Source organism: Luteitalea sp. (genome assembly GCA_009377605.1).
GTDB lineage: Bacteria > Acidobacteriota > Vicinamibacteria > Vicinamibacterales > Vicinamibacteraceae > WHTT01.
Map to the genome: position 1 here is coordinate 1 of WHTT01000072.1, position 14,565 is coordinate 14,565.

The window sequence follows — 14,565 nt, forward strand, 5'->3', positions numbered from 1 at the left end:
CAGCGCGACCGCCGTGGCAGCCTCACGCGAGATCCCAGGGCGCACGGTGCCGACGACTTTCAACCACCAGAATGTTCGCGTCTGTAGCGCGGAGCGATCTGGAAAGAAGCTTGCTTCGAGCTGGAGCGGCAGCCAAAGATCTGGCGACTGACCCACCTGAAGCCCGAAGAAGGCTGGTGGCGTGACGCCGACCACGGTGCACTGCAGGCCATTCAAGAGGATGGTTCGGCCGATAATCGACGGGTCTCTGGCGAAGCGTCGCTTCCAGAGTCGATCGCTGATGACGACTCTTCCCGCAACGCTTGGACGATCGTCGTCGGCGATCAGTCGTCGCCCACGCGCTGCCGTGATGCCCAGCGTCGCGAAGTAATTCCCAGACACCAGCTCGCCCATCACGCGATCCATCCCATCGTCGTCGCGCAGCGTGAGCGGCATGGTTGCGTACGCCGCGAGATGGTCGAAGGCCGTGGAATGCTCGCGTAGCGCCAGATACACGTGGTGCGGGAATTCGCCGCCACCGCTTTCGTAGTGCAGCGAAACTAGTCGATCGCGGGTGGGCACAGGAAGTGGCTTGAACAACCAGGCGTTGGCGGCGGAGAAGACCGCGATGTTCGCGCCGAAGCCGAGCGAGAGGGTGAGGAGCACGATGACAGTGAAACTTGGCTGACGTACGAGCAACCGGGCGGCCTGCCGGACGTCGCTCGTCACGGTCTCCCGCTCCTGCCGAAGCGCATCGCGGAGGCGCACGGCTGGAGAATTCGCTCGATCTCGCCAGCCGAGCGGCCGACCGAGGCGGTGGTCCGTCACAGAGCGAATCGCCTGGCGCCAATACCAGCAGCGCGCCCCACGGCGGCCCAGCCGAGGCAGCACGCTGGTCGTGAACTCCTCGTCCAGGTCGCCGACAATGGCCGATCGGGCCGCGCCCGTTAGTGTGCGGGTCAGAAACCAACGCGCGAGATATGGTGGCTTCATCGCAGAAATGGAACCGGGGACCTTTTCGGTTGCGAAAAGGTATCCGGTTCCTTTTCCTAGGGCACTTCAAAGCGCGGTCCCAAGTCCGCGGCCAGACCCCTCAGCAGCGCTTGCGTCCGGGCAACCGCTTCCTCGCCGGCGGGGAGGATGCGGTAGTAGCGTTTGGCGCGCCCACCTCGCTCCGGCGTTGGCTCCCCTAGCCAGGACGTCGCGAGGCCACGCCGTTCCAAGCGCTCGAGCGCCGTGTAGACAGCGCCAGCGGAGACGACACGACCGGTGCGCTCGGCGAGCTCGCGGCGGATCGTGACGCCATAGGCACGATCGCCGAGACGCAGGACCGCGAGCAACAGGAGCAGCTCGAATTGGCCGAGGGTCTTGCTCATAGCATTCGCAGCGCAGTTATTCTCTATTTGTAGTAGAAATCTCGCGTCTCGTCAAGCGCTCATGTGGTGAGCTCGCGATCACTATTGTCGGCGCTCGCGCGCGAGCTGTTCGAGATAAAGATTCTCGAAGCGATCGATGGCCTGCTTGTAGCCCTCCGGGTCGACAAACGATCCGGCTTCGTACTTTTCCCGCATGCCGCACTGCGACCCGTGGGCAGCCACCCAGATATCGGGCGCCAGCGTCTTCTGCACACGGAACGATTGCGCGAAATCCTCGACGATCCGTGGATAGTACTCGTTATCCACGAGCGGCATCACGACGCTGCCCATGTTCGCGATGGCGACGCTGTACGTCTTGCCGTTCTCGACAACGCTCATCGAGTAGCTGACGCTCCCCTTCGAATGGCCTGGCGTCAGGTGTACCTCGAGTTCTGTACCGCCAAGGCGGACGATGTCGCCGTCGCGTAACCTGCGATCCACCTTGACACGCGTGAACCGGTACTCTTCCGGGAGGAACGGGTCGCTGCGCCCTCCGTCTTCCAGCGCTGGAGCATCCGCCTCGGTCGCAAACAGACGGGCACGTGTGAGCTTCTGGATCTCCGCGAGAGCCGCAACATGATCGAAGTGCGCCTGCATGATGAGCAGGATCTCGATGTCCTCTAGCTTGTGACCAAGCTTCTCGACGCTTTCCCGGATCATCTCGGCCGAATCTGCAAGACCGGTGTTGATCAGGATGTGGCCCTCCGGCGTGGTGATGAGAAAACAGGCCAAGTCTTCCGTGCCGACATAGTGCAGGTTGCCTGCGATCTTGTGCGCCGGGAACGGTGCTTTCCAACTCTCCTGCTGCGCAGGCAGGAGCATCGTGAGCACCATCAAGAAAAGAGAATGAAGCATGGGACTCTATGCTTGGAATCAGCGACGACGATGCGGGGACGGGTGCGCCTGGGGCGCAGCGGTCAGCTTCCACATCCGTGGATCGTAGACAAAGGGACGCTTCTCCACGATCCGGACCTTAGGATACTCGGCGTGCGCCGCGTTGAGGAGGATATTGCGGTCACTCTCGGATAGCACGCTCGGCACGCTCAGGGCCAGCGCTCTGCCCTCGTTGACCCACTTGCCGCCGATTGCCTGGACGCTCGCTGGAACCGGTACCGCCTTCCAATTCGTTGGTAGCGCCGTGCGCTCGAGCGACAAGGCGTTGCCCGGCACTTCAATCTTCACCATGAGATGGGGCGACTCCGCGAGCTCCGGGCCGAGGTGAACGAAGCGCTCCAGATACGCGAGCGCTTCAGTGCTTGCCGTGTAGAGAACCGCCACGCCGGGAGGATTCCAGCGACCGCCGAGGCGGCGTGCCCCCTCAGCTGAGAGCGGACTTGCCCGAAAATCGGCGGAGATGACGCGCCAGACGATCACGGCAGGACGCCATGGTAAAGGCGATCGAGCAGTAGCTCGACTTCCGAGGCGCCCGCTTCGGTTCGCATCAGATCGAGCGGCACGCGACCCGCGAGCCCCGGTTGTTCACGCGAGAGCCAGCGGCTCACGCCGCCATCGGTCTTGAGCAACCGCTTCGCCAGGCTCACGACACGCGCCACGCGCACCAGGGCATTACTCTCCGCCGTCGTCAAACGCCCGTGCCGGACCAGACGACGCTCCAGCGTCTTTTCGCTCGTATTGAGTAGCTTCGCAAGGGTGCCGCGCGAAACAGGCAAGCGCTCGACCAATGCCTTCACCGCCGAGCTGTCGAAGCCGACCAGAGCCTGCTCGTGTAGAAGGGTCTGTGCGGGCCCGGACGCTCGCCGTGTCGCGCCCAGTCGGCGCGCCCCACCCAAGAGATCCACAATGGCTTCACTATTCGCGGTCATGGTGCCCGTCACCTGACGGCATTATAGCACCCATTTGACGATAGTTGGGAGAGCACGCGCCCCGCGGGTTATGAGGCACCGCGGGACATCCATTCCCACGCAGGCACGACGTCCACGACGGTCCCTTCCGTTCTGATACGGTCATGCTGGTCGAGTGTGAGGATCAACGGACGGCGTGGCCCCGGCAAGGCCAGCGCGCGCAAGACGCCTTGCACTTCCCGCTGGCGGTTGAAAGCCGTCAGTTCCGCGCATACCTGCACGGCGGCGGACTCAGTGACGAAGTCACATCCCCACACGTCCTTCTCGCCCGCGTACGCCACGCGCTCCCCTTGTCGGCGCAGTGCAAGGAAGACCGCATTCTCTAGTCGACGTCCCAGATCGCGGGTAGCCTGTGGCGAATTGGCGCGGCGGAGGCCGGTGTCAACCGCATAGTACTTGTTGGGCGTGACCACACGCTGCTTGAACGACGGACTGAATTTTGGGACGGCGAACGACACATAAGCATCCTCGAGAAACTCAAGATAGCGCGAGGTCTGCGCGACCGTAGGGATCGCGATCGCCTTCGTGAGGTTGTGCATCGAGAAGGGCTGTCCCGTGTTAGCAAATAGAAAGAGCACGAGATTCATCACGTGGCGCGTCTCACGCAAGGCGTGCCGTATCGTAATGTCCCGCTGGACGATGTCGCGCAGCAGCGCTTGAAGGAGCCGAGGATCGCGGTCGTGCAGATACATCGGAAAGCCGCCATCGTCGAGAAAAGCACCGAAGGAAGCGGCTCCCGGCTTCTGGCGCGTGTAGGCCAGGTATTCTGTGTAGCTGAACGGAAACAGCTCGAAGGACAGATGCCGGCCGGTCAGCTTTGCGCCCAGCTCGCGGCCCAGCAGCGAAGCATTGGAGCCCGTGACGCAAACCGCGCGGCCCCGGTCGAGCAGCGTACGTACCAGCCGCTCCCATTGAGCGACTTCCTGGACCTCATCCAGGAAGATCTCCCCGTTCCGCGGCGCGAGCTCTTCCACCAGCTCGAGGAGGGTCGGGAAGTCCGCCGGGGACAGGTCGAAAAGCCGCGTGTCTTCCAAGTTGCAGTACAAGGCGTCGGCCCGGCCTCGCATCAATTGGGCTTGGAGAATGCTCTTTCCCGCGCGCCGCACGCCGGTGAGAACGAGCGCGTGACCCGGCCGGGTGGGTAGCTCCGTGGAGAGCTCACGCAGGACGTCTGGTGCCGGCATCACTGGCGGCCGTTGGTCCTCGAGAATCCCCCTAAGTGTTTCTTTGAGTACCACACTAGTGTCATATCACAACAAACACTAGTGTGATATCATAAAATACAGTCAATCTCAGGGCGCTCCAGGTCGAGAGTCCGAGCCGAACGCGCCGACGCTCGCTTCGATCCAGAGTAGAAATCAAACGTCTCGTCAAGCCATCTCTGGGAAGCGGCTTGACGCGGGCGCCAGTCAAGGATACGTTCGGAAGCGAAAGTATCGTTAGTCTGCCCGCCTTGGCCCTTTGGGCTTCGGCGCGGCGCCCCACGCAAACCGCGGCGAGCACCCATGGCAACAGGGACATTCACCGAACACGGCTGGGGAACGCTGGTCCCCGTCGCACCGGATCGGTGGGCCTTCGTGCCGCGGTCCTTGCCCCCGTCGCTGGATTTGTCCTGGGACTTCGTCGGTCAGATTGCCGCAGCGGACCGCGCGGCCACGGAGCTCGCCAGCATCACGCGCCAGTTGCCGGACCCGCAGCTTCTCGTCGAACCGTTCCTCAAGCGAGAAGCCGTGAGCTCGAGCCGGCTCGCGGGCCTGCAGGCGACACTGTCCGATCTCTGTATCTTCGAGACCGCAAGCGCCCCTTCTACCGTGCGCAGTCTTGCGGCCGACGTACGGGAGGTTGCACGCTACGTGCACGTGCTCGAGTACGGCGTGCGTCGTGCCGCGGCGGGCGGGATCACGCTCAGGCTGCTGCGTGAGCTGCACGGACGCTTGCTGAAGGGGCTGCACACGGCTGGACGCGGTAGCGCCGGCGAGTTCCGCCGCGCGCACGCCTGGGTCGGGCTGGCTGAAGACAACTCCGCGACACGATTGGCCGCGCCACCTGGCGCGCTACCGGAGGCGCTCAACGCGCTCGAGCGCTTTCTCCAAGCACCGTCACCGCTGCCACCGCTCGTCCGCGCGGCCCTGATTCACTATCAGTTCGCTGCCATCCATCCGTTCGCTCGCGCGAACGGGCGGGTCGGCCGTATGCTGATCGCGCTCCTCCTTGGTCGCGAGCGCGTCCTGCCGCAGCCGCTGCTCTATCTCTCGACAGCGTTGGAGTGTCAGCACGCCGAGTATGAGCGCCTCCTGTTGACGGTGAGTCAGCGCGGCGAGTGGAGCCCATGGATTCGGTTCTTCCTGCAGCTGGTCGTCACCACGGCGAGAGACGGCGTGCGTCGAGCGGATAGCCTGCTGACCCTGCGCGCCACCTATCGCGGACGGGTCGCAGGCGCTCGTTCGTGTGATCTGCTGATGAAGCTGCTCGATCACCTGTTTGCACATCCGGTCGTCACCATCCCCGGTGTCGCCAAGCTCCTGGACGTGACGCCGCGGACCGCGCGACTCACCATCCGCAAGCTGGAAACGGCAGGCTTGCTGGAAGAAGCGACCGGACGACAGCGATATCAGATGTTCATCGGGCGCTCGATCCTCAAAGCCTTAGAAGATTAGCGGCATCGGCGTAGAAGGTTCGAGGTTCGAGGTTCAAGGTTCGAGGTGGGGGCAGGACGGGGCGTTCGGGGTTCACGATTCGCGCTCGCCCTTTCTGCCCGACAGGTTCGACGAAGCCACCGAAGCTGCGCCCCGCCCCGACCTCGAACCTTGAACCTCGAACCTCGAACCTTCTACCTCCTACCTTGAACCTTCCACCAGCGTCGCGAGCGAGATCTCGTCCGGGTCTACCTCCACGCGACGAAGCGGTCCCTTCAGTGCCAGCTCGAGGTTCGTGACTCGCCTCGCGAGTCGGAGCAGTAGACGCTGTCGCTCACCCGAGGCGTACTGCAACTCGACGGTCAACGGGAGGTCGAACGTCTCGCCGATCTGCTCGACGCGCAGTTGCAGTGGGCGTTCGCCACCATCGCTCGATTCCGTTGGCGCGTCGCTCGCCTCTCCTTGCGGCGCGCGGAAGGACCGTTCGAACCGGGTGTCAGTCGTGTACTCGTCCTGGGGGTCTACAACGCGCCAGGTCACTCGAATCTGCGGCACCGCATCATCGTAGAGCCAGCGCTCGAAGAAGCGCTCGAGCCTGGCGCCACTCGCCTCCTCGAACGCCCGGCGAACATCCTCGGTGCCCACGCGCCGGAAGCGTGCTTCGTCGTAGAAGCGGCGCAACCCGCGGAAGAAGGCCTCGTCGCCGAGCCACTGCCGCAGCATGTCGAGCACCAGCGCCCCCTTGTTGTAGAGGATGGCGCGAAAGATGCGCGAGTCGCCCTTGAGGTGACCCAGTCGGTAGCCGAGCCAGATTGGCCCTTGGCCGGGATATCGCTCCACCGAGCGACGCATTTGCCGAAGGATGCCCACCCAGGCTCGGCGGTCGTGCGTCCGCTCGGCATACAGCAACGCAAAGAACTGCGCGAAGCCCTCGCTGATCCACTGTTCGTGATAGTTCTCCCAGCCGACCGCCTGACCCCAATATTGATGCGCGAGCTCATGCGCCAGAAAGAAGTCCGGGAAGTTGTCGAAGCTGACTGGATCGTTCCGCCACGAGAGCGCCGTCGGCAGCGTGGGCTGATTCAGGATCCCCAGATACGCTGGGCTATGGCCGCCTGGCAGGACATCGTCCACTGCAGCCAGCGTGACGGCAGGGTACGGGGCATCGTGCAGGACGGACTGATAGAAGCCCAGGATCTCAGCGGCCCGGCCAGCAAGCGCGCGCGCGCGTCCAACCTGGCGCGGGTTGGCCACCACGGCGAGAGAGACGGAGTCGTAGTACACACCGGGCCGGCCGCTCGGCACGTAGTCGTCGCCGCGATCCGTCCTTGCCACGACGTGACTGGTCACGTCCGTCAAGCGCGACACGATGGCGCTCAAGTAGCGAAGCGGCTGCGTGGCGTTGAACACATACGTTTTGCGGGGGCCGCGCCCAGCGATGTCCGGCGCCACGGTTGGGCTCCCGGGCGCCAGGACACCGCTCGCGACGACGTTCAACCGAGCCGGCACGCTGAGCCGCAGACGCGCGAGCGCGTACTCATTGATGGTCGCCTGCGGGTACCAGTAGCTGCGATTGCTGTACAAAAACCTCGGCTCCGGCGCGAAGAGCGGCCCTTCGAGCTCTTGAGGCACGACCGGCGGCGGGCCGAGCACGATAGCCTCCCGGTCGAGCGCCTGTGGCGGCAGGCGGCCGGAGTAGAAGACCTGGAGCGTGAGCCACTCATCGCGACCGACAGGCTCAGGAAAGTTGACGATGAAGCTGTTCTGTCCTCGGACGCGCAGGGTGAGCAAGCGTCCAAAGCGGTCCGCCACGACGGATCGCACCACGAGAGACTCGGCGAGCCGCAGCGTCAGGGCAGACAGCGCGTAAGCGCGGACCCGCAGGTCGATCCCCGTCCGTCCCTCGATCCATGCACGATCCGGACTGATGGACACATCCACGTCGTAGCGATACACGTCATAGGCAAGGCGCGCCGCGTGGTCGTAGCTTCGTCCACGTCGCGCCAGTCTCTCGGCTGACGTATAGACGGCAATGTTCTTGCGATTCGACCGATCGAAGAGCGAGATATCCTCGGCGTCGCTTTGCGAGCGGGTGTAGGTGAGCACGCCGAAGCGGTCGGTATCGACATCCATGAGGAAATCGCCAACGCTCGGGACCAGCGACCAGGTATCGCGGCTCAAATCGCTCAGATCCAGGCTGAACGACGTGGCGACGCGCGAATCGAAGAACTCCTGCGCCTCCGCCAGCGCCGAGGCGTCCACGCTGCGAGCAGGCCCGAGACGACTCGGTATCAAGTGATCGTCGAGGTCGCCAGGGTTGATGCGGACGAACGCTCGCACGAACCGCGTGCGCAGCGTCTCGTTGCCCGCGAACAGGCGCACCTGCCCCTTCTCGGCCGGCGGTGCCGGTGAGAATTCCATGTCACCCCGTCCCACGACAACCAGCGCCGTCGCGCCTCCGTCGGACACGGCCAGGTGCACGATACCGTCGCGGACGTTCAACCGCAGATCTTCCGCCTCGATCCGCAGGCCGTTCGCGACGTATTGCTGGTTGCGATCCAGGCGCAACCGATACAGGCCTTCGACGAACGAGAGACGATCCTGGGCACGGATTGCCCAAGCTGGCTCCTGCGGGGCCGCGGGCCCGCCCGCGGCGTTCGATTCGGGCGAGGGGGTGGTCTCGGACGCATCGGCGGCGCGCGCTTCTCGATCGGTTGGGAGCGGCTCGAGGTCGAGCCGCCAGGTGCTGACGATTCCACGGTCGCCCCGTTCGGTGAAGACGTCGACGATCAGACGGAGGCCGGCCGGCCCGTCCGACGAGGCAGGGAGCGGCGTCCGCTCTCGCTCGCGCACCGCCGCATGTGTGATTCCAGCGGCGATGTTGGTGGTCGCGAATTGCGCAGCGGCCTCCCGGTCGGCCGAGGGGGCCGCGAGCGCCACGTACTGATCGGGCTGGCCGGAAATCAAGACTTGCTCGAGGTGTAGCAACAGAGCGGGGACCGTCTCGTCTGGCTGTGACACGGCCGTGCGCGAGCCGACAGCGACGAACGTCAGGAGGGCGAGCCATCCCCACTTGCGCGCCGTGAAGCGAGCATTCCGGCCGCCGGAGCACCGGGTGTGGACAGCCATAGTGGGCAGGACGCGAGGCCCGGAGCCCTTGATCCCTTGACCCCTTAGTTGTGCCGCAGCGCGAGAATCGTCAAGTCGTCGCAGACCCGCGCGTCGGCGATATGGGCTTCCACACGTGCCATGAGGGCACTGGTGACAACCTGAGCGCTTTCCGCTGCGTGCTGCGTTACCGCCTCGTCCACGCCATCATCGTCAAAGGGCGCGCCGGAGGGCGACTCGGCTTCCGTGATGCCATCACTGTAAACTACGAGAAGGTCTCCCGGACATAGCATCACGTTCCGGGACGAATACACGGCACGGCGGTCGAGGCCGAGCGCCATTCCGCTTGGCGGCAAGCGCTCCAGTGACCCATTGGCGTGGCGTAGCAGGGCTGGTGGATGCCCCGCGTTCACATACGTGAGCACGTGACTCTCGGGGTCATAGATTCCGAGCAGCGCCGTGATGAAGCGTGAGCGGGGCGCATGGCGCAGCACCTGCTGGTTCAACCGCGTGGCGAGCGCCTGTGCGTCCAGTCCCTCGTCGACCAGTGTGCGCAAGATCGCCAGCAGTAGTGCCATCAGGAGCGCGGCAGGTGTGCCCTTTCCGGCGACGTCCCCTAGCGCAACGAGTAGGCGACCATCCGGCGTCGGAACGATGTCGAAGAAGTCTCCACCGACCGTGTTGGCAGGGCGGGTCTCACCGTGAGCCTGCACGCCGAGGCCGATGAACGGCTGGCGTGGCAGCATGGCGCGTTGAATCTCCCGCGCGACGTTCAGGTCCTGCTTGAGCGTTAGTCGATCAGCCACCTCCAGCGCGAACAAGATGTTGAGCAGCACGAGCGCGAGGAACATGCCGCCTGTTCCCTGCGACCAGGTGAGCACCGGCAAGACGATTGGGCCAATCCGCACGGTGTCGATGCCGGTGTACAACTCCACCAGGCCGATGAGTGAGCAGACCAGCGCCAGACCGTAGAGTGCACGCCGCGCGGGCGGCAGACGACGTGAGAAAGCCAACAGGAACAGCCGTAGGTGCAGCAGTGCCCGCTTCGGCCACGGCAGCTGCGCCAGCGCCCGGCGGTCGATCCCGTGGGCGAAGAACGCGTACGCTTCCCGCGCATCACGAGTGAAGACGCGCTTGAGGTCGTCTGCCGTGACGTCTTGCGTGAAGGTGTCCAGAAGCTCGCGCGTACCGCGGCGAGGACCGCTCATATCTCAACTATACGCGTTCTAACGCTGAGTAGTGGTCAGTGGCCAGGGGTCAGTGGTCAGCCGGTTTACGTGCGTTCGGGGGCTGACGACGAGCGGCCTCAAGCCTCCGACGTCAACCCGGAACGCTGGCTAACCCCCGACCACTGATCACTGACCACTGATCACTACTCAGCGTCAGATAATGCCCACCTGCCTGCCGACCTTCGCGAACGCATCGAGGGCGAACTGCAGCTCTTCGCGCGTGTGCGTGGCCGTGACGATCGTGCGCACGCGCGCCTTTTCACGCGGCACGGTGGGGAAGCCGATGCCTTGCGCGAAGACCCCTTCCTGGAACAACCGGTCGGACAGCTGCATCGCGCGGGGGGCTTCACCAACGATCACGGGCGTGATGGGACTCTCGCTACTGCCGGTGTCGAACCCAAGCTGCTGCAAGCCCTCCTTGAAGAACCGCGTGTTCTCCCAGAGGCGGTCGATGAGCTCCGGCTCCTCGAGCAGCACATCGAGGGCGGCGAGGCAGGTCGCCGCAACGGAAGGTGGATGAGACGTCGAGAAGAGAAACGGCCTCGCCCGGTGATACAGCAGCTCGATGAGCGTGTGGCTGCCGGCCACATAGCCACCAAGCGCGCCGAGCGCCTTGGAGAGCGTGCCCACTTGGATGTCGACACGGCCGTGGAGGCCGAAGTGATCGATGGTCCCACGCCCGTTCCGCCCAAAGACTCCGCTCGCATGGGCGTCGTCCACCATCATGATGCAGCCGAACTCCTCGGCGAGGTCGCAAAGGCCCGGGAGCGGCGCGACGTCGCCGTCCATGCTGAAGACACCGTCGCTGATGAGCAGCTTGCGCTGCCCCGCGGGCAGCTCCTGCAGCACCTTGCGTGCCGCCTGGACGTCACGGTGCGGAAACACCTTGATGGCGGCACGACTCAGGCGGCAGCCATCGATGATGCTGGCGTGATTGAGCGCGTCCGAGACGATGACATCTTCTTTGCCGAGGATCGCGGCCACCGTGCCCGCGTTGGCGGCAAAGCCGCTCTGAAAGACGACCACCGCCTCTACTTGCTTGAAGGAGGCCAAGCGCCGCTCGAGCTCCATGTGGATGTCCATCGTGCCGGCGATGGTGCGCACGGCGCCGGAGCCCACACCGAGCTGGTCGAGCGCGCGCAGCGCCTGCTCCCGCAGCTTCGGGTGCGTCGTCAGACCGAGGTAGTTGTTCGACGACAGATTGACAACGGATTTCCCGTCGAAGGTCGAGGTCGCTTTCTGCTCGCCGTGCAGGATACGCAACTGGCGGTGGAGACCTTGCTCCTTGAGCGAGTCGAGCTCCATGCCGAGATACGCAAGTGGGTCGGTTCTCGTCGGCATAGGGGCAGAGTATAGCGCGTCGACTTCAGGTGGCAGGACTAGCTGGGCGACAAGGTGAAAGGGGTGACCGGGTGAGGGGGTGAGGGGGTGACCGGGGGGTGACCGGGTGAGGGGCGATTCGAGCGTAGAGGGCGCTGCGCCAGGCCGCGGGGGCACGACGTTAGCGGGTGTTCGGTTGATCGTGACGAAGCGCCACAGTCTCCGAAGTAAACCTGCACTGTCTCGTACTACCCGCTTTCACCTTGTCACCCCGTCACCCGGTCACCCCGTCACCCCCCTGTCACCCCCTCACCCTGTCACCCCCCTGTCACCCCCTCACCCTGTCACCCCCCTGTCACCCCCCTGTCACCCCCTCACCCTGCATCGCCCTTCTGCAGGAACTGTCGCGTGAAATCGGCCATGAGGTCGTAGATGCCATCGAGCTCGTCAGGCGAGGCGAGGTACACGACGCGGAAGAACCCGCCTTCTCGCGGCATCCCGAAGCCGGAGCCGTGAACGCAGAGAATCCCGGTCGCACGAAGCAAGCCGAGCACGAAGTCCTCGTCGCCTCTCCCCGGCGGCAGGTCGACCTGTGGCATCGCATAGAACGCGCCACGGGGTGGCACGCAGCGCATGCCCGGGATGTCGTTCAGGCGGCGTGAGGTCAGCTCCGCGCGCGTCTGGAGCGCGGCGCAAAAGGCCTGCTGGTGCGATCGGTCGCCGCCGAGCGCGGTCGGAATGGCGTGCTGCATCGGCCCGCAGCTACAGAGACGGCCGTCCGCGAGCTTCTGGAGTGCTGAAACGACCCCGTCGAGACGCGGACTGCGGCCAACGGCGAGCCAGCCCGTGCGCCAGCCGGGCGCCGTGAAGCCCTTGGACAGCGAAGAAAACGACAGGATCAAGGCGTCGGGATTCAGGCTTCCAAGAGGTGCGACCGGACCGTCATAAGCCAGATCCCCATACACCTCGTCTGAAAGAATAGGAATGCCGTAATGATCCGATAGATCTAGTAGCCGGCGACGGAGGTGCTCGGGGTACACCGCACCGGTCGGGTTGTTAGGATCAATGACCACGAGCACGCGCGTGCGTGGTGTCACGAGCCGGCCCAGTGCCTCCACGTCCGGCAGCCAACCCTGCTCGGGATCCGCGGGATAGAGTACCGCGCGGGCGCCGAGCTTGGCGGTCACTGCCGTGTAGAGCGGATATGTCGGCACCGGCATCAGGACCTCGTCACCCGGGTTGACGAGCGCCGTCAAGGCGAGCTCGATGCCTTCTGACGTGCCACTCGTGATGATGACGCGGTCAGGCGCCGTCGGCAGGCCGCGACGCGTGAAGTCGGCAGCGATGGCCTCGCGCGCCTCCCGAGTCCCGGCAGACGGCGCGTAACCGTTGTTGTTCGCTCGCACGGCCTCGATCACGGCGTCGACCAGATGCGAAGGTGTAGCGAAGCCAAACGGCACGGGGTCGCCGATGTTTAGATACCGCACGCGTGTTCCCGCGGCCTCGACGCGCTTCGCCTCGGCGACGATGTTGCGGATGGCGTATGTGAACGCGTCGACGCGGTTCGCCACGGGTACGGCTGATGCAGTGGTCGTCGGTGGCATGAGATGCTCCGATTGTAGCAGGCGTCCCCGGCTGCTCGCGCTCCGCGGAAGGCTCCGGACGAGCGTGGACTTGTCCGCCGGAGCGCGAAGGCGGAAGCACCATCGACTTGCGAAGGGCGGAGCTGTTTCCCAAAAGTTACATAGCTGGGGTTACGTCATCGTGCAAGTTTTACGCGTCTCCGTGGATGATCCAGCATTGAACGTGTGTCCGCGCGTGCAACGGTCCAGGTCAATGCCAACGCCATCAATGGGTTGGCGGTGCTGGCAAGCATCTTGGTAAGGAGAGGCCCTGTGAGACAAGAGCGCGGGAAGATGCTTGGCCACATCGTCGTGGCCCTCGGCCTGCTTGTGGTGCCGGTCGCAGGGGCGTCGGCCCAGCAAGAGGACGAGACTCCCCGCGCGACGTTCAGGTCCGGCGTCGAGCTCGTGGCTCTCACGGCCACCGTGAAGGATCAGAGAGGACGACTCATCCGGGACCTCCAGCAAGAAGATTTTCAGGTGATCGAGAACGGCCAGGAACGGCGAATCGTCGAGTTCAAGCCCACTGATCGCGGGCCGGTTCAGGTGGCGTTCCTCTTCGACCAGAGCGGGAGCATGGGCCTCGGCGCGACTGGGATGGGGACGAACCTCGAGGCCGGCCAGCAGGTCGTCGAGCACATGTTGGCGTGGATGCAGCCCCAGGCGGACCGTGTCGCCCTCTACGCGTTCGATCGAGAGCTGATAGAGCTGCAGCCATTTACGAGCGATCCGACATCGGTGCGCTCCGGGCTCACCAAGCTTCAGGCATGGGGAACGACGGCGCTGTACGATGCCGTGGCAGAGACAGCCAAACGGGTGGGAGGCAAGAAGAGCATCGAGCGGCGGGCCGTTGTCGTCGTCACGGATGGCATCGACACGGCGAGCGCGCTGACACCCTCTGAAGTGTCGGGCATTGCGAGTGCGATCGACGTGCCCGTGTACGTCTTCGTCGTGATGGCATCGGTCGATCACCCCGATCGTGGGGTTGGGCTGCGGACGCCGTCGGGCGAACACGTGACGAGCAACCTGGGGAAGCTCGCATCGTGGACTGGTGGTAGCATGCTGCTCGTCACCAGCGCGAGTGAAGCCAGCCTGGCGGTGCGAGATCTCATCACCGAGCTGCGTCACCAATACCTCATTGCGTTCGAGGCAGCGCCCGGCTCCGGCTGGCGGGGGTTACTGGTGCGAGCTCGGGATCCAGACCTGTCGGTGCGTGCGCGGCGTGGGTACTTTGCGAGCCAGTACTCGATGACGCAGTGAGGTTGTGTTGCAGGCGGTTTCCGCGCCAGGATGTCAGACTGCCGCGGCGGGAACCCGACCTGCTCGTGGGTGTGCCTGCCAAAACGTGATAACTCTAAGCCCGGCCCGCAGGCGGTCGGGCAGTGCCGTTTTTG

12 protein-coding genes are annotated in these 14,565 nt (G+C 64.6%); 2 read left to right on the forward strand and 10 right to left on the reverse strand.

What is annotated here, in order from left to right:
• From GEV06_20805 to GEV06_20830, 6 genes are all read right to left on the reverse strand, one after another.
• Positions 1-972, reverse strand: a 972-nt coding sequence (locus GEV06_20805; protein MPZ20331.1) for a hypothetical protein, incomplete at its 3' end; no start/stop codon positions are given.
• A 56-nt stretch (positions 973-1,028) separates the two neighbouring features.
• Positions 1,029-1,355, reverse strand: a complete 327-nt coding sequence (locus tag GEV06_20810) for a PadR family transcriptional regulator (protein ID MPZ20332.1) — start codon at positions 1,353-1,355, stop codon at positions 1,029-1,031.
• Positions 1,356-1,436: 81 nt separating this feature from the next.
• On the reverse strand, positions 1,437-2,249 hold the full coding sequence (bla, locus tag GEV06_20815; GenBank protein MPZ20333.1) for a subclass B3 metallo-beta-lactamase: 813 nt from the start codon (positions 2,247-2,249) through the stop codon (positions 1,437-1,439).
• A gap of 18 nt (positions 2,250-2,267) precedes the next feature.
• Positions 2,268-2,768, reverse strand: coding sequence for an RES domain-containing protein (locus GEV06_20820; GenBank protein ID MPZ20334.1), 501 nt, complete (start codon positions 2,766-2,768; stop codon positions 2,268-2,270).
• Positions 2,765-3,217 carry a DUF2384 domain-containing protein gene (locus tag GEV06_20825; GenBank protein MPZ20335.1) on the reverse strand — a complete coding sequence of 151 codons (453 nt, stop codon included), beginning with the start codon at positions 3,215-3,217 and terminating at the stop codon, positions 2,765-2,767. The genes GEV06_20820 and GEV06_20825 overlap by 4 nt, the downstream gene beginning before the upstream one ends.
• 68 nt (positions 3,218-3,285) lie before the next feature.
• On the reverse strand, positions 3,286-4,494 hold the full coding sequence (locus tag GEV06_20830; protein ID MPZ20336.1) for an AAA family ATPase: 1,209 nt from the start codon (positions 4,492-4,494) through the stop codon (positions 3,286-3,288).
• Positions 4,495-4,761: 267 nt separating this feature from the next.
• Between GEV06_20830 and GEV06_20835 the strand changes: the two genes are divergently transcribed.
• Positions 4,762-5,913, forward strand: coding sequence for a Fic family protein (locus GEV06_20835; protein ID MPZ20337.1), 1,152 nt, complete (start codon positions 4,762-4,764; stop codon positions 5,911-5,913).
• A 180-nt stretch (positions 5,914-6,093) separates the two neighbouring features.
• Here the strand turns inward: GEV06_20835 and GEV06_20840 are convergent, their stop codons facing one another.
• The 4 genes from GEV06_20840 to GEV06_20855 all read right to left on the reverse strand — a co-directional run bounded on the left by GEV06_20840 (position 6,094) and on the right by GEV06_20855 (position 13,153).
• Positions 6,094-9,021 (reverse strand): hypothetical protein, encoded by a 2,928-nt coding sequence (locus GEV06_20840; GenBank protein MPZ20338.1) that lies wholly within the window; start codon positions 9,019-9,021, stop codon positions 6,094-6,096.
• A 44-nt stretch (positions 9,022-9,065) separates the two neighbouring features.
• Positions 9,066-10,208, reverse strand: a complete 1,143-nt coding sequence (locus GEV06_20845; protein MPZ20339.1) for a SpoIIE family protein phosphatase — start codon at positions 10,206-10,208, stop codon at positions 9,066-9,068.
• Positions 10,209-10,382: 174 nt separating this feature from the next.
• Positions 10,383-11,570 carry a glycine C-acetyltransferase gene (locus GEV06_20850; protein MPZ20340.1) on the reverse strand — a complete coding sequence of 396 codons (1,188 nt, stop codon included), beginning with the start codon at positions 11,568-11,570 and terminating at the stop codon, positions 10,383-10,385.
• Positions 11,571-11,923: 353 nt separating this feature from the next.
• The gene (locus tag GEV06_20855) at positions 11,924-13,153 is read right to left on the reverse strand and encodes an aminotransferase class I/II-fold pyridoxal phosphate-dependent enzyme (GenBank protein ID MPZ20341.1); all 1,230 of its coding nucleotides are present in this window, start codon (positions 13,151-13,153) and stop codon (positions 11,924-11,926) included.
• 291 nt (positions 13,154-13,444) lie between these two features.
• Here GEV06_20855 and GEV06_20860 point away from each other — a divergent pair, with 291 nt between their 5' ends.
• On the forward strand, positions 13,445-14,431 hold the full coding sequence (locus GEV06_20860; protein MPZ20342.1) for a VWA domain-containing protein: 987 nt from the start codon (positions 13,445-13,447) through the stop codon (positions 14,429-14,431).
• The last annotated feature ends 134 nt before the right edge of the window (positions 14,432-14,565 follow it).

What these genes read in the sequence shown, in the direction of transcription:
- GEV06_20845 (MPZ20339.1), bottom strand. Translation starts at nt 10,208, where the DNA reads ATGAGCGGTCCTCGCCGCGGTACGCGCGAGCTTCTGGACACCTTCACG.
- GEV06_20840 (MPZ20338.1), bottom strand. Translation starts at nt 9,021, where the DNA reads ATGGCTGTCCACACCCGGTGCTCCGGCGGCCGGAATGCTCGCTTCACG.
- bla (MPZ20333.1), bottom strand. Translation starts at nt 2,249, where the DNA reads ATGCTTCATTCTCTTTTCTTGATGGTGCTCACGATGCTCCTGCCTGCG.
- GEV06_20835 (MPZ20337.1), top strand. Translation starts at nt 4,762, where the DNA reads ATGGCAACAGGGACATTCACCGAACACGGCTGGGGAACGCTGGTCCCC.
- GEV06_20810 (MPZ20332.1), bottom strand. Translation starts at nt 1,355, where the DNA reads ATGAGCAAGACCCTCGGCCAATTCGAGCTGCTCCTGTTGCTCGCGGTC.
- GEV06_20825 (MPZ20335.1), bottom strand. Translation starts at nt 3,217, where the DNA reads ATGACCGCGAATAGTGAAGCCATTGTGGATCTCTTGGGTGGGGCGCGC.
- GEV06_20855 (MPZ20341.1), bottom strand. Translation starts at nt 13,153, where the DNA reads ATGCCACCGACGACCACTGCATCAGCCGTACCCGTGGCGAACCGCGTC.
- GEV06_20850 (MPZ20340.1), bottom strand. Translation starts at nt 11,570, where the DNA reads ATGCCGACGAGAACCGACCCACTTGCGTATCTCGGCATGGAGCTCGAC.